The organism is Pseudodesulfovibrio aespoeensis Aspo-2, from assembly GCF_000176915.2.
GTDB lineage: Bacteria > Desulfobacterota > Desulfovibrionia > Desulfovibrionales > Desulfovibrionaceae > Pseudodesulfovibrio > Pseudodesulfovibrio aespoeensis.
Window position 1 is genome coordinate 1,277,048 of sequence record NC_014844.1, and the last position, 23,601, is coordinate 1,300,648.

A 23,601-nucleotide genomic window follows, 5' to 3' on the forward strand; every position below is an offset into this window, starting at 1 on the left:
GGGGCCGTTTGATACAAAGGATATCCAGGGGGGAGTCAGAGAGTTTAGCCCTTCCGGGAAGGGCAACGGGGTTCTGACTATGTGAAGTTCATTTGTCCCACAGTGCTGTGGGCCACCTCCCGCACGGCCGCTTCTCTTGACAATCCAACCAGTACTCTTGCAGGAACAAGATACTGGCCATTGACTTCGATTTACTGCGTCGGAACAGTCAGTTGAAGTTGTGACTCTTGTCCGCCTTTATCCATCAGAGTAAAGGCGAGCATGATGAATGAGAACACTTTTTTTGTCATAATGTCATGATCGTCAATCCAAAACCAATTGCCCCGATATTGAACCATTGCAAAGGCATCTTCAGGTTTAGCCTTCGAATAACGCACCATCCCTTCGCGGAAGAGCCCGTCATCGTCGGGCGTGGGCATCCCCGGGAGCGCCTTGTGTGACGAGACATCGCCTTCGGGCATATCAACACGGCCGGAAACCGAAGCAAGAACCTGTGCAAGCGAATATGTTTGCAGCATTATGACCTGGTCGCTGAACGAAGTTGCCCCAAATCCCAGAACATAACTGTCCCTGGACTGATCCAGACCCAGCAAGCCTTTAAGTTCTTGCACTTGAGCGACTTCCACAGGCCCCATATTGTGTCCGCCAAATCGCAATCGAAGGGGTGATGGCTCTCCGAGGGTATGGGTGCCTCTTTCCAAATGCAATGCGTTGGATGTTTGCAGGCTGGCAATAAGCTTCACAGCCTGAACAAATTGAGGATCAACCGGCCGATACCCTTTTGAAGTCAAGGTTTCATTGCGCAATCCATTGATGCTTCGAACTCCCAAACGGAGAAAGAACTCGGCGGAAGCGCCGGACTCAATGCTCATCAGCATGTTTTGCAACGGCATGGGAGACATTATCCCCCTGAAAAAAGCCATTCCTGTCAACGGACGGTATGTAATGGTCGGCCTGTCGGTGTATTTGGACATTGCTCCCAGTTCGAACAAGGCGGAATCATTGCCCGCTCGATCAAACAGGGAGAATGTTCCTCTGGCATCAGCCCCGGTCTCCAGAGAGTATGCTGCGACAATCTCCCCAACATCAATAAAAGAAAGAGGCTCAACGTACCGGATCTTTACGACGTTCAAGAGAATCTGTCGTTTCCAGGAGTCGGTGAGAGACATATTGTATTCAATGCGATCTCTTTCCACATGTTTCGGACCTATGGCGGCACAGCCAGCCACAAGAGTCGACAGCAGCAAAAGAAGTGCGGCAATACAAACGATATGTCTCATCACCCAACCCCCTGCTCAACTGCTATTTCAAAACCTCATCAAGCCAATCAAAAAGAACGGCACCAACCAGACTGCGATTTTCCATGAGGCAGTGATTCGTGGCCCCTTCATCGGATGGCGTGATAACCATCTTGCTGCGAGAATCCGTGAAGCCGTCCAATGCAATTTTCTGCTGCCGCTGAACTTCCTTGCTGCGGTATTCACCTTCACCCATCAGCAGCAAGGCTGGCACATGAATCTTCGTGGAATCAAAAGTGTTGCCTCGATTTGCCTCAATGAGCTGCGACGGCTTATCCACCCCGTATCGCCAGCAGATGGCGTCAACAACGGCCGCATGGAATGGAGTCCATGACTTCATATCTTTTTCCGTAGCAAAGGCCGCAGGCATGGTGGCAAACAGCGCATACGCATCAACAACCCCGGAACTCATGGCTATGGCCTTTATGCGCGGATCATGCATGGCAGCCTGCGGAACAAACAAACCGCCACCGCTGATGCCGTAAGCAGCGAGCATGGCAGGATCTACGTCAGGACGACTGAGAGCGTAATCCACAACGGCCTTCATCGGGACATTTGTATCGGTCCGGAATACGTGGCCGTAATGCGGCAACATGCCCTGGCCCGGCAGGTCGATGGTCATGAAGTTATATCCGCGATCATGAGACTGCCGAGCGATGTAGAAGAAGAGATCTTCTATGTATGTTTCACCGCCGCCAATCATCAGAAGCGTCTTGGCAGGTTTGCCGGAGTTGTCCGCTTTGCGGAAAAAACCGGGAAGCACCGTGTCCTCAAACGGTACCTCAAAATATTCAAGAGGCGGATCAAACAGTTGCCCGGCCTGTTTCATGAGGCTGCGGCATTTCTTTCCACGCTTCTCCAGTTCGGGGTTATCCCCTGGCATTGCCATCAATGAAATACGGTAATAGTACGCGGCACGAAGCAATTGCTCACGCGCACTGACTCTGTGTCCGGCTTTCAGGGCTTTGTCGCCCCGAGCTTCTACGCGTTTCGCAAGTGCGTACCACTCTGAATGCCAGCTTGCTGTATCGCCGTCCTTTATCCGCGAAGCGGCATAGAAGGCTTCACCGACCTCGGCTCCTCCATTTGTGACTGCGCCAAGAATGATGTTGCCGAAATGGAAGTCCATGTCAGAATCATTGAAGAAATAACTGAACGTGGTCGCATGTGCGTCAAATGCATTTCCATCCTCGGCATGCACATTGCTCAGCGGCAGAAGAAGAACAGCAAAACTCACGAGAAACGATACATAATTTTTCATGATTCCACCTTACTGCATAGGCTTGGCTCGTTCATCAAGCCAGTTAAGGATACGTTCGCTCGAAACAAGAGGGGCACCCGCCTGACAATGAAATTGCGCCCCCTGGTCACTGGTAAACTCATAATAAGACTTATTTGTCTGCAAACCGTTATAAAACTTCTTGGCCTGTTCGTAAGATCCAGCAATCTGGTCACCACTGGAATTGAGCACGAGCATTTCTGTTTCAATTTTTTCAAGAACATCTTCCATGCTGTATTTCTTCAGCTTGGAGAACAGCTCAAACGGTGAACCCGCATCAAAGGTCCACAGCATCTGGTTGATGAATTGATTCAGGTCAGGATGCTTTTTCATTTCCGCATAGGCCAACGCATTCACCTTCTCCTTGCGGCTTGATTTGCCCACACCCTCCCTCACCTCGGCAGGGAACTTGGTCATGGTGCCGTCAAAAACACTGTATACACCGCCATTCACAATGCCCCAGCGTATACGCTTCTCAAAGGCCAAAGCACGCGGCACAAGATAGCCACCCATGGAATACCCCATGATGGCGAGACGATCGGCATCGACCTCGGAACGGGTCAGCGCATAATCAACTATCGGACTGACGACCTTTTCCCAGTCGTGGCGGAACGGCAATTTCTGGCTGCCTATGACCTCGCCCTGTCCCGGACCTTCATAAATCAGGCAGTTGTATCCTCGTTTGGCGGCAGGTACGCCAAGAAAGAAGTAGAGGTCTTCGGCAGTGCCATCGAGCCCTGTCTGGATGAGCAGCAGGGGACGCTTCTTCCCGCTATTATCTGCTTTGATGAAATATCCGGGAAGTGTGGTTTTCTCGTAAGGGATTCGGACAGGCTCGATCAAACCGCCCGACAGTCTTGCCGCCTTGAGAAAAGTGTTTCGCCCCTTTTCCCAAGCCGCATGTTTGCGTGGATCCGTTGCCGGGAGATAGACCTCGCTGGCGCGATAATAGTTGGTCGCCCGCAAATACGCTTCCCTGGCACTGCGTCCATGCAGAGAAGAAGCAAATTCATCTCCCACCGCTCGCACTTTGTCCGCCATGGAGGTCCATGAGGTGTACCAGCTTTCCTTGTTGAAGTCTTCGATGCGGCTCGTAACGGTCAGAACCTCGCCAAGATCGGACCCCCCCGAAGCGATGACGCCGAAACGCCAAAGACTATGAAAGACAAAGGAGGAATCATTGAACTGGAACTTGTTCAACGCGCGCTCTTCAATATCCCGCGGATTGTTGTTGGGTTTGCCGCGATACGTGTCCCAACTCGTGATGGCGCCGCCAATGTAGACCTGTTGCGGAAGGGGGAAATGCGTATGGATAAACACCCAGTTCCTTTCGGCGCCGGCATGCTTCACAAGGGCATCCGCTATGGCATTGAGCATGCCGTGGACATCGTCATCACTAAAGAATCCTGGGACATACAAATCGACAAACGTCGGTGAGCCATTCTCTTTTCCTTCGTACACGGCATGATCGAACGTCTGCCAATAGTACGTAATGAAAGACTCTTTTATGCCTGTTTCCTTGCTCACATCCTTGCTGACCAGGGCCAACACCTTGTTGACATCCAGGTCACGGGGCGGCGAAGTGATCTTCACCATGGGATCGGCAGGATCAATGCCTCCGGAAGCCACGGCAGCCGTCTGAAACAAAACAACTGAGGCAATCAGCACAAATGGAACAAGCCATTTCTCAGAAACACTCAAATGACGCATTGGTACCTCTCCTGCTTGGGCATGCCTTTGGGACAGCGCCAATTCCCATTCGAATTGGCTGACTCCGCATGAATTGCCGACATGATCAACCCACTGTGTCGGAAAACACGCACAAGTCACGACCATTTCACGTGAAATGACGTGAAATGATTCATTAACAGCTTGAAATGATGACTTATTATGCCCGAAGGGCGTCAATGGGATTCATGCGGGATGCCTGCCGGGCCGGGTAATACCCGAAGAACATGCCGACAGCCGCTGAAACACCGACTCCGAGGATTGCGGCAATCTGGGAAACAAAAAATTCCCATCCGGTAAAACGGCAGATAATGGCCACAGTGCCAACCCCGAGACCCAACCCGACAACACCGCCGATGAATGACAACAGCACGGATTCGACCAAGAATTGCAGCTGAATGTCACTCTGTTCCGCCCCGATGGCCCGGCGAATGCCGATCTCCTTGCGCCGCTCGGAAACCGAAACCAACATGACGTTCATGACACCCACACCACCGACAATGAGCGAGATCGATCCGATGGCGCCCAGCAACAACGTGAACATCCGCATTTGCCGATCCATCTGGGCCACCAGTTCCTCGGCGCTGGTCATGCGCACATTCTGCCGGGAAGCGTATTGGAAATACTCCTTCAGCTGGGTCTCGGCCTGACTGCTGATCCCATTGCCGACCATTCGAGCGCCGAACACATTGATTTGAGGTCGATCCGAATGACGCATGGCAGCACTGATGGGCACCATGACGCCTTCGTTGATCTCATAGGGACTGAACGTCCCCGATGGGACCGCTCCGGCAACACCGATCACGGTAAACACTCTGTCGGCAAACACGACCTCACTGCCGACAGGATCTTGCACGCCCATCTCTGCCAGCCAGCGGGCCTTGGTGCTGCCCAGGACACAAAAATTCGCATATCCATCAAGGTTCGAGATAAACCGCCCAGCCACAATGGGCACCTTGAATATGTCCATGAATTCACCGGTCACCCCCAGCCCTGGAGAGGAAACCCTTTGGCCGCCATGGGTGAGTCTGGAATACAGGGAAACATAGGGGGCAACCGACTTGATGGTCGAGCATTGCCCGGGGATGCGATGAATCACTTCGAGGTCCATCCCCTTGTTCCGGGAACGCGCCTCTCCCTGCCCGGCCAAACGAACCAGACAGATATCCGTGCCCATCTCACGAAACTGACGGACAGCTTCATTTTCGACGATCTGCCCGACCGTCACCATGGCAATGACAGAACCGATGCCGATGACAATGCCGATCAAGGCAAGGAGCGAGCGTTGCTTGGCGCTCCACAACGAACGCACTGATTCCACTATGTTTTCAGTGAGAATCATTGCGGCTCCACCAATCCATCCAACATGCGGACAGACCGCCCGCACAATCTGGCGCGTCCCGGATCATGGGTAATGATGATGACGGTAATGCCTTCATTGCCGTTCAATGAAAGGAATAAATCCATGATCTCGGAACTGGTAACAGAGTCCAGCGCCCCGGTGGGTTCATCCGCCAGAATAAGCGAAGGGCTGCCGCACAAGGCTCGGGCTATGGCAACCCGCTGCTGCTGCCCGCCGGACAACTCGCCGGGCCGGTGGCTCTCCCTGTCACTCATCCCCACCTTGGAAAGCATCTCCCGCCCCTGCTCCTTCCGCTCCTTCGTCGGGATTCCCCTGTACAGCAAAGGGAGGCAGACGTTATTGAGGGCCGTCAGCTTTGGCAGCAGATTGAACTGCTGGAAGACAAACCCGATCCGTCTGTTTCGAATGCGCGACAGCTCATTGTCTGAAAGTCCCTCAGCCGAACGCCCCTCAAAGTAATAGGCTCCGGAAGTGGGTTGATCCAAAAATCCAAGGATGTTCATGAGAGTGCTCTTGCCACATCCGGATGCCCCGACAACGGCGAGCATCTCTCCCTGGTCCACGCGCAAGTCCACCCCTTTCAAGATTTCGACATTCATTGCCCCAAGGCGATACGATTTGTGAATATCCCTCAGATCTATCACGGCTGACCCGAGATTGTCGGACCAATGAGGATGGTCGCACCTGGTTTGAGGCCGGAAACGATTTCAACCTCGGTCAAGGTCGTATCCCCGGTTTCCACCATTGTTTCCCTGACCGATCCGTCTGCCTCCACCACATGAACGCTGATGCCCTCCCCGGATCGATGCACAGCCGTCAAGGGCACAAGCAGCGCCTCCGGATTGGAGTAGGTCTGAACCTGCATGTTGGCAGTCATGCCCAGGCGCACCTGCTTCCCGACATCGTCAGGGAGGTCGCGCAGCCGTATGGTCGTGGTAAAGGTCGGAACCTGTCCCTCGTTGGCTTGCGAGGATATCTGCGCAATAAGCCCTTTGAGCTGAATATCAGGAAAGGCATCGCCTGACACGAGCACAGGCTGCCCTTTTTCAAGGCTGTTGATATCCAGTTCGTCTACTTCGGTAGTGATGGAAAGCCCTTCGAGGCTGCCAATGGAGAGAAGGGCCTGTCCCTCAGCCACAGACATCCCGGTCTCGACATTCTTCGCGTCCTTGTCCTTTGCGCTTGGCCGGATGGCTATCCCTGAAACCGGAGCCTTGATTTCCGCCTGTTCCAGTTTCTCCTCGGCGGCCTTCATCTTTGCCTCGGCATTGTCCAGTTCCATGCGGGCGATTTCAAGGTACTCGGCATCCCCTTTGCCCAGGGTCGACTGAAGGCTTTCAAGGCTTGAAAAGTATTGCATTTTCTTGTCGCCGACATCCTGCACGGAAGAGTCATACTCACTTTTGGGTATGATCCCCTGTTCATACAACGTCTTGTCTTCGGAAGCCTTGTTCTCTGCCTGTCTGAGCAGCCCTTTGGCCTGATTCAAAGAGCGTTTCGCCTTGGAAACGTCGGGAGTTTTCTCCCACCCCTCAAGCTCAAGAGTCTTTTTCTTGGCCTTGATGTATTCAGCGCGCGCCTCCCGGACCTTGGCGACCATCTCGGCGGTATCCAGGACAAGCAAGGTCTGCCCTCGCTCAACGCTGTCGCCATAGAAGAACTGCTTGCTCTGAATCTTGCCCTGGAACGGAGCCGCCAAGGTGACCTCCTCCAATGGCGCCACAATCCCGGAAAGAGAGATGGTTCGCGTCACGGGCCGCGCGTTGACAACCATGGAATTCTGCGGCTCGCTCTCGCCACTTCGTCCTGCAATCGACGCCCCTTGAACCTCCATGAGCGAACTGCCGAACCAGTGAAAACTCCCGAGGCCGAGGAACAGGATGAGAATGGCGGCAGACAGCCAGTTGCGTATTCTCAGCCCCTGATGCAGAGCCGCTTCCAACGCTCTCCCATTTTCATCGGCCTGCCGCAGGGCGGCTTTCAGCTCCTCATTGAGCGAACGTTCGTTCGCCTTGAGTTCCTCCATCTCCGTTGCATCACGCAGGACCAGGAATGCTCCCTCGATTTTTCCGGACTCATTGCGCAAATGGGATGCTGTCACAGCAAGGGGAAGAGCGGTGCCATCCGGGCGGACATAGTCGACGAGTCTGTTATGAATAGCGGTTCTTTCGTAGACAGAGTCCAACAGGACTTGCAAAAAGGCATCGTTGCCTTCTCGCTCAAGGGTGATTCTGGCAAGAGTCAGATTGCCATCGTCCATATTGATCGCCATCATGGAAGAAGCTGCCGGATTTCCACCGACAATCACCCCTTCGGCATTGAGGACCACGACCCCGTCGTTCATGTGTCGCAGGATACTGTCAGTAAAAATTCTTTCCCACTGTATTGCCATGCTTACCACCATGTCCATATGAGCGGTCTGACCTCGTCATTCAACTCTTTTTCCAACGCGGCATCGTTCTGTTTGAACTCGATTTTCCACGTGTCCATGGTAGTGCCGAGCAATTGATCCAACTCCAAAAGGGACTGAAGATAGGCGATGGAGCTGGCAACTTCATCCTGTTGCGCCTGGACCAACTGGTCCTGATAGGTGACCACCTGGAAATTGGTGGAACGCCCTGTCATGAGTTTGGTGTTTTCATTCTGCAACTGCAAAGCCTTGAGTTCGGTATTGCGTTTCGCCAGCGAGATGAACTTGAGCCGCATATTCACATTGCGAACCGTATTTGCGACCGTGGTTTGCAGATCTGTTTCAGCCTTTTCCAAATCAATTTTCGCGCGCCGCTTATCTGCAACAGCCTGCAGGAGCACCTGTTTTCTATCCAGGTAGTCCGCGCCCCATAAGTTGATGGGGGCGCTGAGCTCTATGCCGGCTTTGAACTCGGTATCGGTATGGTTGTAACCGGGGTTGTCATTGGAATACGCCTCGCCGTATCCACTTTTGAGCGACAGATCCCACATGCGCTCGTTCTCAGTCATCATGAAGCGCGTTTCCGCTTCGGTTACAGCAAAAACCTTATCCAGATAAGACTGATTGTTCTTCACGGCGACAACCATGCAGGCGTCCAAATCCGGTGTGATTATCGGATAATCCTCTTTCACCGGCTCAATGACTATATTCGGATCAAGGTTCAGAAAGTTGAGTAGGTTACGTCTGGCATCGTCATAACTGTTTCGAGTTTGCTCCAAGGACAGTTCCTGCGACGCTTCGTCGGCTTCGGCCTGAATTACGTCACTCTGCGACATGCGCCCCAACGTCATCTTGAGACGATTGGTCTCCAGCAGCCGTTTGGATCGACCGAGCGCCTGTTCCTGAATCGCCAGATTTTCCTTTGCCTGAACAAAGGTGAAAAAATAGTTCACGCCTTCATTGATCAAAGCGCTCAATGTGTCGCGCAGATTCAATATGTTCCGCTGCTCCTGGATACGGGCAAGTCGGACGGAGGCCATGTTGTAGTCGATACCCCCACCCTTGAGGAGCGGCTGGGTGAGATCTATGCCCCAGGAAGACGTGTGCCCGCCAGACTTGCTGTTGCTGCGATCGACACTCCCGGAAGCGCTGTTGTAGGAAAGGGAACCATCGCTATTGTCCTTATACGTATTGTCCCAAGTGAATGTCAGGGTTGCGCCTGTCGGCACCTTCTGGTCCACCGTTGCCTTGGCTCCGGCCTCCTTGGTGGTCGAGGACGCTTTTTGGGCATCCCCCCGCATTCGCTTGTTCCTCTCAATGGTTTCAAGATTGACCGTTCCGTCGATGTTGACATTGGGTTCAAACTTGGCTTCTGCCTGCTCAATGCCGAATTTTTCAAGAACCCGGCTCAAATAGGTGGTCTGCACATTCAGATTGTTCCGCAAAGTCAGCCCGACAACTTCACCCATGCTCAGTTGAAGCACCGTCGGTTCCGCGTTGTCCGGGACGCTTGCAGCCTGAGATTGCCCCCCATACGCCACCATGAACATGCAGCCGACAATGATCCACACTGACCGCTGATATTCTCTCAAAGGCTTCTCCTCAAACACATCAGGAACACAGGGGGGTTGCCGCACCGGCCTAACAGGCTGTTGAAAAACGGCGATCTGCGTCGTTGCTTCAAAAAGTTCAAACCCTCTCGTACAGGAAGTACGCTTCGGCCTTGAACTTTTTTCGCGCCTAGCATCTCACCATTTTTGAACAGCCTGCGCGTTCCGACTATTTCAACGACCTGCTAAGACCAAGACTTGCCGGTTCAGACTAATTTTCTTCAGAGAGACAAACATTTCAGATAGATACCAAACTCTGCAACACGCATGGAATTGTCAATTCCATTCAACGTGAATTCACGTGAACTGTGTGGCAATGTTTTAAATTTGTTCACAATAGTCAGTATCTGGACAAGCGGCGAGTAGGGAGAGACGAAACGGAAAGATGCGAATGAACCTATGCAAAACAGACAATCTTCCACAGACAAAAGGAGTTCCCGGACACCATTCGTCCGGGAACTCCCAAAGCCACGTAACCATCCAGTCTACTGCGAAGGGCATCCCTTGGCGGTCATGGCCGAAGGGGACCAGCTAAAATGCTCGGCATTTTTTGTGTAGACAACACAGTACTGGTAATTACTCATTCCGATTGACTTGTAACAGGGCTCAAGCCCCAGTCGGTTTTCCCATATGGCATACCCCACAAGGGAAGCCATCTCGACTCCGCAGATGAGCTCGACGAGCCCAGGGCTGGAGGCTGCATTTTGCAAGCCAGCCTCTTTGATTTTGTTGGCTTTCTGGTCCGAAGCAGGCGCATTCGAGAGATAATCCTCGATGACACTCCTTAATCTGCTTCCGGCAGGATCTGTGTCACCCGCCCACGCTGGAACAGAGATCAACACCCCTGCCAGAGCTACAACTGCCAAAAATGACGCTATTCCTTTCATGGTGATCCTCCTCGAAATGTAGAATGAACAAGTATGATAAGCCCTTACTCTACTACGACAAATCGAAGCGAGCAGGAGTCCCCCTCCTCCGAGATTGAAGCGCAACTGGACTTCCCGACCTGAACAGGACATTGCCCATTGTTTGACAGAATGATGTACTCGCATGTGTCATGAAACGTTATCTCCCACTTAGGAACCAAAGCGCCTTCCTTGTGCGTGGTCTCACTTTTGGAAAAACGTACTGTCCCGTCTTTCGCCACAACTCGGCTGATTTCCCGTTTCCCATCCCAGGAACTCGTTGAGAGCCGAACGGTCAGCTCCTTGCCTGTCTTGTTGACCACTTCGATGGCAACCCCGTCATCAGCATGGGCCGTCACAGCACCAAGAAAGAGCAGACACACAATGATAAGACATCGTATTCCATTCATAATACACCTCGAAAAGCATTTTGCACTCTTTCCCAACTGCCAATTCGAGCAACCGTGGACTTTTTGGACGGAGTTCAGCAATTGGACACGTACGACTGAAACCACGGATAGGGATACAACCTAATTCGCGTTACGCACCGGCCATATATAGGAGTACGTGCCTTCACGGGCATATGTTTTCACTTCCCCGGTCTTCATATACACTGTGTAGTTGCGATAGTACTCCTTCCACGGATCATATTGCGAAACAGTGCTCGACCAATGAGGGATGGTATCAGGGTATCGCATGTCAAATGGATGGCTGCCGCTGCCCATATGGGAATAAAGCTCCACAAGCTCATCTTTTGTTGGAAGCCGCCATCCGCCTTTGCCGCCCAAGCTGCAGGAGGATACAGCCGCCAGAGCTTGATCCCACTTCATATACTCGTATGGGGTTGCCTTTTGGGACCACATCAATCCTGACATCGTATCCGTGACCGTGCCGTCCTTGTTGTCGACAAAAGTCTCTGCATGCAAATTACCTACACAAGCAAAAAACAACACGCCGCACGCGAGTATGACTTGAGCAAAACACCTTATGCTCTTCAAATTTGAACTACGCATTTTCCCTCCGGTTAATTCGCTGTGTAATACGGTTGCCGGGCTGCAAAAAATTACCATACAACGCCCCGAGGCAAGGGGATTCAGTCCCACACATGAACTAGACGGCTTTATGATTCCTTCGTCAATTTTATTCCGTGTGAATCCAAGTGAAGATACGCACCGAGCCGACAACACACTATTTTTTCCAAATCCACGTGTCGAGCCATGGTCGGGTTGTTCAGAGAGGTGGTCTCGGAAAGCTTGACTCTGCCCTCCATGCCTCTTTCGGCATAGGCGAACTCTTCACCAAGAATTCCACAGCCGTTGCGCTTGCGCTCCTCTGGAAAAAGTGTCGTCATGCTCTTATGTGCAACGCTGCGTCGCCAGATGTAGTCGGCGATCGCAGTCGGCTGTCCAAATCGGCGGTTCGGGGTGGTTAAGCCCAACTGGAAACATATCGAGTCTCCGGCAATTTTTCTTACTTCATGAAAAAACAGGAGAAGTTACTTCGTCTCCGCAGGCCGCTCTTCCTTAAGTTCACGTTTTTCACGTCAACATTTCTTGACAGCATTTGCGCGCTGGTGCTTAGTTAATAAAATCAATAATTAAAATGTGTTGTAGTGGGACTGCTGCGCTTTCAAGTGCGAAAAATTATGATTGGATCAAAGCAATGCAGATCAAGAGAGCCTTATATGCACTGATACTCCTCACGGCAGGGCTTTTTCTGTTTTGGTGGGTCCAGGGAGCGCTCGGCCCTGACGAACCACGGGGGGCGCTAGCAAGTCCATCCACCAGCATGCTATCCAATGATGCAATGGATCACATCAGCCCTCAAGCCAGAGCATTCATTGCCGCCAACCGCCCTCTGACTCTGGATGGACCGCTGACTCCAGAACGAGCACGGCAAATGCGAAAACAGCAGGCCGTAGCAGAAGAAGAATCCTTGAACGCCCTCCAGAACTCTCTGGGGTTTTTCACGCAGGAACGAGTCATTCACGGGGTGAGGGTGCTCGTCATCACACCCAGGGGATATGCCAAATCCAATGACGGAAAAATGGCCATGTATATTCACGGAGGCGGCTATGCTCTGAAGTCGGCGCTTGATGCCTCTGCCGTCCTCATGAGCAGTGCCTTGGGACTCCGTGTCTTTTCCATTGAATACCGATTGGCGCCGGAACACCCCTTCCCGGAAGCCTTGCGCCAATGTCTGGCCGTCTATGAAGAGCTGGTGCAGGAGTTCGACCCGCAAGACACGGTCATGTTGGGCGGCTCCGCAGGAGGCGGCCTCGTTCTCGCCACGCTACTCAGCGCGCGTGACAACGGGTTGCCCCTTCCCAAAGCCGTAGGATTGTTTTCTCCCTGGTCCGACCTCACGCGGACCGGCGACAGTTATTACGCCAACGAAGGGCGCGACCCGATCCTGAAGTGGGAAGGGAATATTGAGTATTTCGCGGCAAGTTATGCTGGCGGGAATGACCCCAGGCAGCCCCTCTTGTCGCCCGTATATGGCGACTACACAGGCTTTCCTTCGACAATGATCATCTCTGGAACCCGCGACCTTTTCCTGAGCAACAGCGTGCGTCTCAGTCGAGTGATGCAACGGGCCGGGGTTGTAGTTGAGCTTCAGATTTGGGACGAAATGTTCCACGGCTTCGACCTGATGCCTGACCTGCCGGAAGGCAAAGAGGCCCGGCAAACGATGTCTACGTTCCTGCTTGATGCCCTTGCACAATAACAATCAGCCGTCATTGACAACGTAAATGCCATAACTGTCAATAACCAAGCAGTCCAAGAGAGGAACAACTCTTTTTTTCTTCATTTTTCATAGTCAAAGAAAACTACTTTGCCTCGCCTCCAAGTATGGAGCATTTTTCAACTGCCCAGTCGCGCGTTCACCGTGTTCAGCGCTGCTTCCACGGCCACGTGTTAAATGGATGGACTTTATTGTGTTTGAATGTCACCTAATCATACAATAGAGAAACAACAACTGATTATCCCAGAGACAATTCATGATGCTGCCTGCAATGAACTCGCGCCTGCGCTCAATGTACTTTCTCCTGTTCTTCATGAGCATGGCACTTACACTTGCCGGGTGCTCTTCTGAAAATCAGACCCCGAAGGTTGTGGATGGTGTCATTGATTTGTCTTCGTGGGATTTCAATGCCAGCGGACCGGTGCGGCTTTTCGGTGACTGGGAATTTGGGTGGACAGACGCTGACCCAGTGAGTTTTGCGAACAACACCGGAAAAAAAGATTATTTCTCCGTTCCGCACCTGTGGCATGGGCGAACCGCCGCGGGGGTGGAATTGTCTCCCACGGGGAGTGCGGTTTACCGTCTGCAGATTCGCATGCCGAACAACCATCCTGAACAGATGGCTGTGTTGGTGGCTGGGAGCATGTCAGTCTGTGAGATTTGGATCAATGGTTCAAGAATGGCGGCCAGTGGGGTGGTCGGTTCTGATGCACAGACTGAAGAGCCCAGAGCACACTATGTAATTGCAGAGTCGCCGAAGCCCACGCGGCTTATGGAAATCATGCTTCTGGTTTCCAATCACCACAATGTGCAGGGCGGGTTGAACGGCGACGTATTGCTTGGTTCGTCTCAACAAATTGACGAATTTTACAGCACACCCAGACTGCTTGGGGCGAGCATGGCCGGAGCTTTGTTTTGCCTGAGCATTCTCCACATCGTCCTTTTCTATATGCGCCGTTCGAGCAAGGAAAATCTGTATTTCGGGCTGTTCAGCCTGTTCTGGTGCATGGCGATCCTCTTCAGCCCGTCTTCCGGTTTTTTGATGACGGTTTTCGCCCCGTCAATTCCATGGGGGTGGTACATAAACCTTTCCCTCTTGCCCTATGGGGTGACAATCCCGTTGATGCTGCTGTTTTACCACAGTTTGTTTCCCAAAAAATACGGAAAGGCCGTAGAGCGGGTGTATTTGGGCATCGCCTTGGCATACATGATCTATATTCTTCTGACTCCGCCCAATGCGTATGATGTAGTCCTTCTCATCTATTGCATCATGAGCGGGATTGCTCTTTTGTACATGTTTGTATGTTACTCTATAGACTTGCTGCACAAGGAGAAGGGTGTTTCCATACTTTTGTTAGGGTATCTGGCCCTTGGGCTCGCGGAACTGGATGACATGTTTTTTGACCTGAATATTATTGATGTCGCATCTCTCCGTCCAGTGGGAGTGCTTTTCTTCATTTTCTCATATGCGTTTTACCTCGCATTCCGTTTTTCCACCGCACTCACCAAGACGGAAATTCTTTCCAAAGAGTTGGAGCAGAAGAACATTCGCCTTCTACAACTTGACAAGCTGAAAGATGAATTCCTGGCCAACACCACACACGAGCTGAAGACGCCTCTTGCCGGCATGGTCGGCATTGCGGAATCCCTGGTTGCCGGAACCGCAGGCGGAGTGTCCAGGACCGTCGCTGCCCATCTGAATGTCATCGCGCATAGCGGGAAACGCCTTTCCAAGCTTATCAATGATGTGTTGGATTTGTCTCGATTGAAGAATCAGGACATTGCCCTGAGATTGGAGGTAGTGAATCTCTACGCTTCGGCGCAACGCGTTTTGGCTTTGGCCCAGGCATTGAACCGAGGAGGAAAAACAATACTTGCCAATGATGTCCCGGCAGATTTTCCAGATGTCGTGGCTGACCCTGATCGTCTTGAGCAAGTGTTGTTCAATTTGATCGGAAACAGTCTCAAGTCAACGGCGAGTGGGCGCATTTCGATTGCAGCGACCAATTTGGGTGACCGGGTCGAAATCGCTGTCACAGACACAGGATGTGGAATAGCCGCTGAGGATCAGGCAAGAATCTTCAATGCCTATGAGCAAGGGTCGTATTCCAGCGCCGGCGGTACCGGGCTGGGACTCTCCATTTCCCGCTATCTTGTTGAACTGCACGGTGGCGTGCTTGATGTTAAGTCAGAAATGGGGGTGGGGAGCAGCTTTTATTTCACGCTTCCCCTGGCAGTAGGTTGTGCGTTGGATCTGGTTGAGCACTCCGTCCATTCAAGCACCCCTTCCACACCTTCTCTGATCCCAAGAGGAACACCTTTGACCGAGGACTTGCCTCCTGTCATTCCCGCTGATCTCTTGCTGCGCGATACGGGGGTTGCCGGCGGAAAATATCAAGTGCTGGTGGTGGACGACGAACCGGTTAATTTGCAGGTTGTTGCAGCTATATTGAATATTGAAGGGATCTCCTTCCGCACTGCCGCAAATGGTGCAATGGCCTTGCGCATGCTTGAGGACGGCGATCAACCGGACATGGTTTTGCTTGATGTGATGATGCCTGACATGAGCGGCTATGCCGTCTGCCGGGAGTTGCGCAAGACATATCAGGCTTCAGTCCTGCCCATAGTCCTGCTGACAGTGAAGAACCGTGTTGAAGATATTGTGGAAGGGTTTTCTGCCGGAGCCAATGACTATCTCACCAAGCCATTTGCCAGGGAAGAACTCGGGGCTCGTGTGGCACTTCAGATCAAACTGAAGGCGGCATACGAGATTTTGGAAGAGAATCTTGAACTCAAACGCGAATTGGATCTGCGCAGGAAAACAGAGAGTGGCCTTCGCTTCATGCAGGCGCGTTTGGCCAAGATTCTCGATTCTCTGGACGATGCAATTGTTGGCGTGAATGTGAGCAGTGAAATCGCCTTTTGCAATCAATCGTTCAGAACTCTTGTCGGAGGAGACGGTGATTCCCTCCTCGGACATCCTTTGACATCCATCATGGTTGCCCCTGAAGAACAGTGTGCAGCAGAGCTTCTGGGTTTCGTAGCAGGCGCGTCCGACAGAGACGGAAGTCCGGTACTGTTTGACACGGTTTCTCTTGTTTCCGGTGGTGAGAGTTTCGATACCTCCATTTGGTGCAACGTGGTTGAGCTTGAGGAAGAGACACTGTGTTTGTTGTCTGTGTACTCTGCAAAAGCATGGAATACAGATGGTGGTGGGGTTCTTTCTTCGAAATTGATCCGCGAGTTGAGCGAAGACCGACAGCGGTTTCTGCGTTTGGAAGAGACGATGCTCTCGCTGGATTCGAGTGATTTCGAAAGTCGGCAGCAAGTGTTGGAGAATGTGAAGGCAATCGATGAACTTTTGACAGGTCTTTGTTCACGGCTTGGCTCTCACACCAATATGCAGACTAAACGTTCCATGTCTGTCACTGTCGTGAAGCTGGCCGTGGACTGTTGGACAGCTTCGACCGGCACTGCCAAGGCAGACATGGCTGAACAGTCCGGCTTGTGGAATGTGTATATGGAACGGGATGGATATTTCAGAACTCAAACGCTGGACAAGTATCTTGACCCAGAGCTGCTCCCCCAAAAACCCCGTTGGCAGAAAGTGCTGGCTACTGCTGATTTTGTCCTCGCCAACTGCGAGGAAGACTCACCATGTCGGCGCGAGCTTGAAGAGGCCACAGCAGATTTCCGGGCTCTTTTCTGATAGTCTTGATGTATAGAGAGTCTTCAAACTGATTGAGCGAGAGCCAGAGGGGCCAGATGTTGGCCGCAGTGGCGGAGAAGTTGGTCATGTGCACTGCCCTTTGGTGGAATGTCTGCTATCAATACCGGTTGGCTGATTGTGTCCCCTCCATGCGAGGTCCGGGGCAAGGGTTTATTCCCTTGAATGAAGCCAAGCCGCGCATAAGAAACGCGGGAGCGTCAACCCGGCTGTGTGTGGCCAACTGGCCACATGGGCCCACTGGTTTGTGGGCCGGACATCAGCCCTGTCCCCTGCTCCTGGTGGCTATTCCTGCCAGTCCGAGATGACGGTAGATGCTCGGCACACTTAGGCCAGAGAGCTGGCTGGCTCTGGTCACGTCGTGATCGCAGACCTCCATTAGGTGCCGGAAGTAGGCTTGGTCGCGCACGGCCTTGTATGTCGCATAGGCGAGAACGGGACCGTCCTCCTTGGGGGCGGGTGTCTTGACAACGGGCTTGCGTCTGCCTCGGTCCAGGGAGGACATGCGGACATGGCTGGGCAGGTGTTTGGGGTACAGTGCGGGGTCCTGGTCGGCCTCGATCACCGCCGCCTCCATGACATTGCCGAGTTCGCGCACGTTCCCCGGCCAGGGGTACGCGGTTAGGATGGAGGTCAGTTGTTTGGAGAGCTTCTTGGGTGGCAGGGCGTAGCGGTGGCATGAACGCTTGGCGAAATAGGCCGCGAGGTGGATCAGATCGTTGCCGCGCTCGCGAAGGGGGGGCAGAGAGATTTCCACCGTGCGTAGCCGGAAGAGCAGATCGTTGCGGAAGGTTCCTGCCCTGGTCATGGCCTCCAGGTCGCGATTGGTAGCGGCTACGAGGCGAAAATCGCTCTCTTGTTCCCGCCCGGACCCCACTGAGCGGAAACGGCGCTCCTGAAGCACACGCAGGAAGGATTTCTGCAACGAGGCGGGCAGCTCGCCGACCTCGTCCAGGAAGAGCGTGCCGCCGTCAGCCTCGGCCACAAGGCCCTTGTGGTTGATGTGAGCGCCAGTGAAGGCACCTTTGACGTGGCCGTAGAGGATGCTTTCAAGCAGGCTCTCGGTCAGGTTCGAGCAGTCCACCACCACAAAGGGCGCACCCTTGCGCTGGCTGTTGGCGTGGATGGCGTGAGCGGCCAGTTCCTTGCCTACTCCGGTTTCGCCAAGAAGAAGGACGCTGGCTTCACTGCCCGCCGCTCGGGCGAGGAGTTGCTTGGCCCGCTGCATGGCTGGATCGTCGCCGATGATGCCGCAGGCGTCGAAGGCTGGCCGGGGCGCGGCAGTGGCGCACCGGTCCTCCCGATAGCCCAGAGCGCTGGTCAGCGAAGCTCGTATGCTGGACGGGGATGCGGGTTTTCTGATGTAGTCCCAGGCTCCGCTGGCCAGAGTCTCCTGCGCCCCAAAGCTGTCGAGCTGTCCCGTGAGCACGATGATCTCCGGCTGGCCCGGGGTGGCCGTCAGATCGTTGATGGCCTTGTGGCCGTCCCCGTCGGGCAGGTGAAGGTCGAGGTAGATGACATCGACTCCGGTTTGCGCCAGGGCGATGCCTGATGCCAGGTTTTCGGCCATGGCGACCTCGTGGCCCATGTCGTCGAAGCACCGGAAGAGGCTGCTGCGGATGAGTTCGTCGTCGTCGATTACGAGTATTCTGGCCATGGAGTTCCCTACGAGCAGTATTTTCGGACGTTTTCCACCAGGACTCTGGGCGACATGGGCTTCATGACAAACCCGGCCACGCCTGCTCCGGCGGCCTGGGCCTCCAGTTGCGGCTCCACATGGCCCGTGCAGATGATGATCCTGGCTCCGCCGTCGTGCTCAAGGATGCGTGCGGCCAGCTCCAGGCCGGTCATGTCGGGCATGGATTGATCGGTGAGCACCAGATCGTACTGCCCCCTGGCGTGGAAGTATTCCTTGAGTCCTTCCTGTCCGCTGTCAGCCGTGAAGACTTCATAGCCCGCGTCGCGCAGGACCCGCCGCATGGCCTGGAGCGCGCCGTGGTCGTCGTCCACCAGCAGCAGGCGGCCTGTGGTCCGAGACGCCTGTCGCGGCTCCTCGACGGCTGGACTGGCCGCAGGCGCGGCACAGGGCAGATAGACCGTGAACACCGTACCCGAACCCGGCACACTGTCCACGTGGATGGAGCCGCCGTTGCAACTGGTGATGGCGTGGACCACGGCCAGCCCCATGCCGGTGCCGCCGCTCTTCTTCTTGCTGGTGTAGAAGGGCTCGAAGATGCGCTCCACAGCCTCGGACTCGATGCCGCATCCCGTGTCGGCCACCTGCAGCACCACATGGCTGCCCAGCCCTAGTCCGAGGTGCGGAGCGTCCTTTTGCGACGAAAGGTGCAGATTGGTGATGGAAACGGACAAGATGCCGCCATCGGGCATGGCCTGCACCGCGTTGCGGCAGAGATTGAGCAGCAACTGCTGGATCTGCGAGGGGTTGGCCAGGACGCAATCCTGGTCCGCCGAAGAGTTCACGGTCAGCCTGATATGTCCGGGCAGCGAGGCCTGGAGCAGGGCCAGATTCTCCCTGGCCAGCGGAGTCAGGTGGAGCGGCGAGCGGGACACGTCCTGTTGGCGGCTGTACTCCAGCACCTGTTCCACCAGCTCGGCGGCCTTGTAGGCGGCCCGCAGCGCTTCGGCCAGCGGGGCGGCCATGGCCGTGTCCGTTGATTTGCCTTGCACATGGTCGATATTGAAGATTATCGGCACAAGGTTGTTGTTGAGGTCGTGGGCGATGCCGCCTGCCAGCACGCCGATGGCCCGCATCTTCTGGGCCTGGAAAAGCTCCCTCTCCACGCGCTTCAACTCGGTGATGTCCACGCCCAATTCCATGACCAGGGGCTCGCCGTTCTCGTCTTCAAAGGGATAGTCGTAGATGTGGAAAGTCCGGCCGTCGTTGTCCGTGAACTGCCAATCCACGGGCCTGCCGGTCGCAAAGACCGTGAAGGTCGGGCACTGCGGACAAGGGGTGCTGCGCCCTCCGAACACCTCGTAGCATCGCCTTCCCTCGGTATGGCCGTAAAACGTGATGGTCTTCTTGTTGGCATAGGCCACGGTGTAGTCGGGCCGCTGCATGTACACGAAGACAGGCAACTCGTCGATGACATCGAAGATCAGCCTGCGCCCCCGCTCGCGCAGCAAGTCTGACTGGCGGCGCAGCATCCGCTCTGCGCGCAAGGCGTCCTTGAGGGACGCCGTGTCCGTACTGGTCTCCAACTCCACGATCACCAGTTCCTCCGGCTTCAGAGGAACAAGGCGGCAGACAAGCCCGTCCTCCCCGTTCAGCGGAAAACGGCACTCCTGCACATCTCTGCCCACTTGCCCCCAAATTTCCTTCAAGGCGGCCACAAATGGTGCGGATAGCCCGCGCCCCTGTGCCGCGCGGCCTTCAGCTTGGGGGAGCTTGGACAGACGCGCAGCGAGCCGGTCAAAGGCCTGGTTGGCGTAGGCCACGGCCCCATCGCGGTCCACAAGGGCGAGGGCGTGGGAGCTTCCCTCGGCATAGCGCCGGAAAAGTGATGTCTGGGGAAAGCCCGCGACAGGATTCTTGAATTGACATTTTTTTACATTTTTCATGCACCGTAATATTAGGCCCATATTCGCTGATTTTCAATAGCAAAATACAACCAATCAATAGGCTGTTTTTAAAGAGCATTTTACTATAACCCTGCCTGTGTGTCATTCTATTTTTTAATAAAATGATTCTCGAATATTATAAACGAGAGGCCTGCGTCGGGAGCCCGCGAAGTGGCGTCCATCGACAATATTGTCACAAATGATTGTATTTAAACGACTTTTTATAAAAAGGCCAAAGGTGGCACGACAATTGATAGTGATGATAAAATTGCGATTATGATAATTTCCAATAAAAGACCATGGCAAAAAGTTCTGATATTGCCAAAAAAAGGAAGATTCGCCCATGAGCCTGCCAAAAACCCAGTCCATTGACAGCATCGAAAAGCAAATCAGGGATCATGACATTCATTTTGTCCGTTTCGAACAGTCCGACCTGCACGGGGTATCCCGCAGCAAGACCGTCCCGGTCGGCTTTTTCATGGATTATATGAAGAACGGACTGAATTTCTACGGCGGTCTGTTGGGCCTGGACATCCAGTCCATGGTCCCCAAGGGCACGGGGTATGCCGAGGAAGTGGCCTTTGAGGACCACTGCACCGTGCCGGACCTGTCCACCTTCACCGTGCTGCCCTGGGTGCCCAACACGGCCAACATCACGGTGGACCCCTACTGGTACGACGGCAGGCCCGCCATGGCCTCGCCCCGGCTGCTGCTCAGGAAGATCATCGATGCCTTTGACGCCATGGGCTACATCTGCCGCCTGGGCTACGAGTTCGAGTTCTATGTGCTCGACCGAGAGACGCGCAAGCCCGTGTACGGCGGCCAGCCCATCTTCGTGACCCTCAAGAACAACTTCGACATCAACTACACCTATGACCTGATGCGCAAGATGGATCAGGCTGGTGTGCGCATCATCACCCAGAATTCGGAGCACGGGCCGGGCCAGCAGGAGATCAACCTGCACTACCAGGACGGCCTGGCCGCGGCGGACACCGCTTTCCTCTACAAAATGGGGGCCAAGGAAATTTCGCTCCAGCACGGGTACATCGCCACCTGGCTGACCAAGCCTTTCATCGATTCCAGCGCGTCAGGCTCGCACTTTCACATCAGCCTCATCGACAAGAAGACCGGGAAGAACGCCTTCAACGACCCTGAGGGCGAGTTCGGCCTGTCGCCACTGGCCCGGAACTTTCTGGCCGGCATGCTCAAGCATGCCCGCGCCAACTCGGTGTTCACCGCGCCGACCATCAACTGCTACAAGCGCTACCGCGTCAACTCCTTTGCCCCGCACAGCGCCACCTGGGGCATGGAAAACCGCACCGTGGGCATCCGGCTCAAGGGATGTCGGGGCGAGAGCACCCATTTCGAAAACCGCCTGGCCTGCGGCGGCACTAATCCGTATCTGCTGGCCCTGAGCACCCTGGCCTCCGGGCTCGAGGGCATCCGCTCGGCCCCGGAGCTGCCCGCCCCGGTCACGGGCATCGCCTACGAGCGCGACGACCTGCCAAGGCTGCCCTTCACCCTGGACGAGGCCATCGAGGCCTTTGAGCAGGACACCGAGCTGCACTCGGTCCTGGACCCGGAATTCATCAAGCTGGTCCTGGCAGTGAAGAAATTCGAGGTGGAGACAGCCAAGGCGCAGTTCGAGGACTACGGAACCCCGGAATTCAACAACCGGGTCGACCCCTGGGAATGGGACTACTTCCTGGAACTGATCTAGGCGCGGTCTCCTCCCGAATAACAGCGTCCAACCGACAGGAGAAAACATGTCCGTCGCAATCCCGGTCGTCGAGCTGGCCGGATCACCATACGAGGTCGGCCTGGGCCATGGCCGGGCCATGAAGGACCGGATCGTGTCGCTGGCCGCCTCCATCACCGGGGTGCACCAGGAGAACAACGCCCTGCTCAAGGTCGAGCGTGAGTCCCTGGTGGCCTTCTCCATGAAGAACCTGGGGTTTATGGAAAAATTCTCACCCGATCTGGTCCTTGAGATGCGCGGCATCGCCGACGGCGCGGGCATCCCCTTTGAGGACGTGGTCTACCTGAACAGCTTTCTCGAACTTGAGGAGCTTCGCGCCCCTGGGCTGGGCGCGCGCCTGCTGCCCGATTCCCTGTGGGGATGCACCACCTTCAACGTCATGCAGGACGCGGGCCTTGGTGGTCGCGCCTTCATCGGCCAGACCTATGACATGGAGAAATACTACGGCCAGTATCTCTGCCTGCTGCGGATCACTCCACAGAACGGCCCGGCCATGCTGGTGATCACCTTCAGCGGCCTGCTCGGGGTCTGCGGCATGAACGCGCGTGGGATCGGCGCGGTCATTAACAAGGTGGCGGCCACGGATGCTCGCCACGGCGTGATCTATCCCTTTGTCATGCGCAAGGCCCTGGCAGCCGAGCGGGTGGGGGACGCCCTGGGGGCCATGATCTTTTCCCCGCGCGCCTCGGGCATCAACTACCAGCTGGCCGGGCAGGGGGTGGCTTTTTGCGCCGAGACCTCGGCCACCCGCTACCAGCTGCTCCCCATCGACGGGGCCATGGCTCACACCAACCACTTCGTGGGCGACGAGATGCGCCGCTTCGAGACCCCCAACTGGCTCAGCCACGGCGGTTCCATGGTCCGCAAGCAGGTGGCCGACGCCTTCCTGTCGCGAAACCGGGGGAGCCTGGATCTTGAAAAGCTCAAGGAGCTGACCAGGGACCACACCAATCACCCGCGCTGCGTCTGCGCCCACGGCTTTCCGGGTGAGCCGGATACCACGGCCTTTCAGACGGTGTTCGGCGTGGTCATGGACCCCGAGGCAGGCGTCATGGAGCTGTGTCCCGGCAATCCTTGTGAAAACGGCTATGAACGCCACTTTTTGGAGCGGCGGCCATGTTCTGACGGTGTCAGCTTTTGAATATATTTGGATAACTGTCTACCAAATGAGGTGTTTTATGGAAATCAGGAATGG

Annotated in this window: 15 protein-coding genes; 4 read left to right on the forward strand and 11 right to left on the reverse strand. The window is 54.7% G+C overall.

Translation table 11 applies throughout. The annotated features are described in order from the left end of the window. Positions 1–191: 191 nt before the first annotated feature. The 9 genes from DAES_RS05620 to DAES_RS17275 form a co-directional block, all read right to left on the reverse strand. Complete coding sequence (locus tag DAES_RS05620) at positions 192–1,280, reverse strand: hypothetical protein (protein ID WP_013514070.1); 1,089 nt, start codon at positions 1,278–1,280, stop codon at positions 192–194. A gap of 22 nt (positions 1,281–1,302) precedes the next feature. Continuing rightward, the gene (locus DAES_RS05625; protein WP_013514071.1) at positions 1,303–2,559 is read right to left on the reverse strand and encodes an alpha/beta hydrolase; all 1,257 of its coding nucleotides are present in this window, start codon (positions 2,557–2,559) and stop codon (positions 1,303–1,305) included. A 9-nt stretch (positions 2,560–2,568) separates the two neighbouring features. Then, on the reverse strand, positions 2,569–4,287 hold the full coding sequence (locus DAES_RS05630; RefSeq protein ID WP_013514072.1) for an alpha/beta hydrolase family protein: 1,719 nt from the start codon (positions 4,285–4,287) through the stop codon (positions 2,569–2,571). A 178-nt stretch (positions 4,288–4,465) separates the two neighbouring features. Next, complete coding sequence (locus DAES_RS05635; protein ID WP_013514073.1) at positions 4,466–5,647, reverse strand: ABC transporter permease; 1,182 nt, start codon at positions 5,645–5,647, stop codon at positions 4,466–4,468. Next, positions 5,644–6,267 (reverse strand): ABC transporter ATP-binding protein, encoded by a 624-nt coding sequence (locus DAES_RS05640; RefSeq protein WP_236608470.1) that lies wholly within the window; start codon positions 6,265–6,267, stop codon positions 5,644–5,646. Before DAES_RS05640 ends, DAES_RS05635 begins: the two co-directional genes overlap by 4 nt. A 41-nt stretch (positions 6,268–6,308) precedes the next feature. Next, the gene (locus DAES_RS05645; protein WP_173358450.1) at positions 6,309–8,060 is read right to left on the reverse strand and encodes an efflux RND transporter periplasmic adaptor subunit; all 1,752 of its coding nucleotides are present in this window, start codon (positions 8,058–8,060) and stop codon (positions 6,309–6,311) included. 2 nt (positions 8,061–8,062) lie between these two features. Further along, a complete protein-coding gene (locus tag DAES_RS05650; protein WP_013514076.1) occupies positions 8,063–9,670 on the reverse strand; it encodes a TolC family protein in 1,608 nt (535 codons plus the stop codon). A gap of 503 nt (positions 9,671–10,173) precedes the next feature. Then, complete coding sequence (locus DAES_RS05655) at positions 10,174–10,575, reverse strand: hypothetical protein (RefSeq protein WP_013514077.1); 402 nt, start codon at positions 10,573–10,575, stop codon at positions 10,174–10,176. A gap of 548 nt (positions 10,576–11,123) precedes the next feature. Continuing rightward, positions 11,124–11,606: an Lcl C-terminal domain-containing protein gene (locus DAES_RS17275; RefSeq protein WP_013514078.1), complete on the reverse strand. Its 483-nt coding sequence runs from the start codon at positions 11,604–11,606 to the stop codon at positions 11,124–11,126. A gap of 793 nt (positions 11,607–12,399) precedes the next feature. Between DAES_RS17275 and DAES_RS05665 the strand changes: the two genes are divergently transcribed. After that, entirely contained in the window at positions 12,400–13,320 is a 921-nt protein-coding gene (locus DAES_RS05665) for an alpha/beta hydrolase (RefSeq protein ID WP_013514079.1), read from the forward strand. A gap of 274 nt (positions 13,321–13,594) precedes the next feature. Beyond that, positions 13,595–17,047 carry a response regulator gene (locus DAES_RS05670; protein ID WP_013514080.1) on the forward strand — a complete coding sequence of 1,151 codons (3,453 nt, stop codon included), beginning with the start codon at positions 13,595–13,597 and terminating at the stop codon, positions 17,045–17,047. Positions 17,048–17,324: 277 nt separating this feature from the next. Here the strand turns inward: DAES_RS05670 and DAES_RS05675 are convergent, their stop codons facing one another. Then, complete coding sequence (locus DAES_RS05675) at positions 17,325–18,722, reverse strand: sigma-54-dependent transcriptional regulator (RefSeq protein WP_013514081.1); 1,398 nt, start codon at positions 18,720–18,722, stop codon at positions 17,325–17,327. 8 nt (positions 18,723–18,730) lie between these two features. Then, positions 18,731–20,647 (reverse strand): hybrid sensor histidine kinase/response regulator, encoded by a 1,917-nt coding sequence (locus DAES_RS16910; RefSeq protein WP_013514082.1) that lies wholly within the window; start codon positions 20,645–20,647, stop codon positions 18,731–18,733. A 343-nt stretch (positions 20,648–20,990) separates the two neighbouring features. Here DAES_RS16910 and DAES_RS05685 point away from each other — a divergent pair, with 343 nt between their 5' ends. Both DAES_RS05685 and DAES_RS05690 read left to right on the forward strand, forming a co-directional pair. Then, the gene (locus DAES_RS05685; RefSeq protein WP_013514083.1) at positions 20,991–22,367 is read left to right on the forward strand and encodes a glutamine synthetase family protein; all 1,377 of its coding nucleotides are present in this window, start codon (positions 20,991–20,993) and stop codon (positions 22,365–22,367) included. A gap of 46 nt (positions 22,368–22,413) precedes the next feature. After that, complete coding sequence (locus DAES_RS05690) at positions 22,414–23,547, forward strand: acyl-CoA--6-aminopenicillanic acid acyl-transferase (RefSeq protein WP_013514084.1); 1,134 nt, start codon at positions 22,414–22,416, stop codon at positions 23,545–23,547. Positions 23,548–23,601 lie beyond the last annotated feature (54 nt).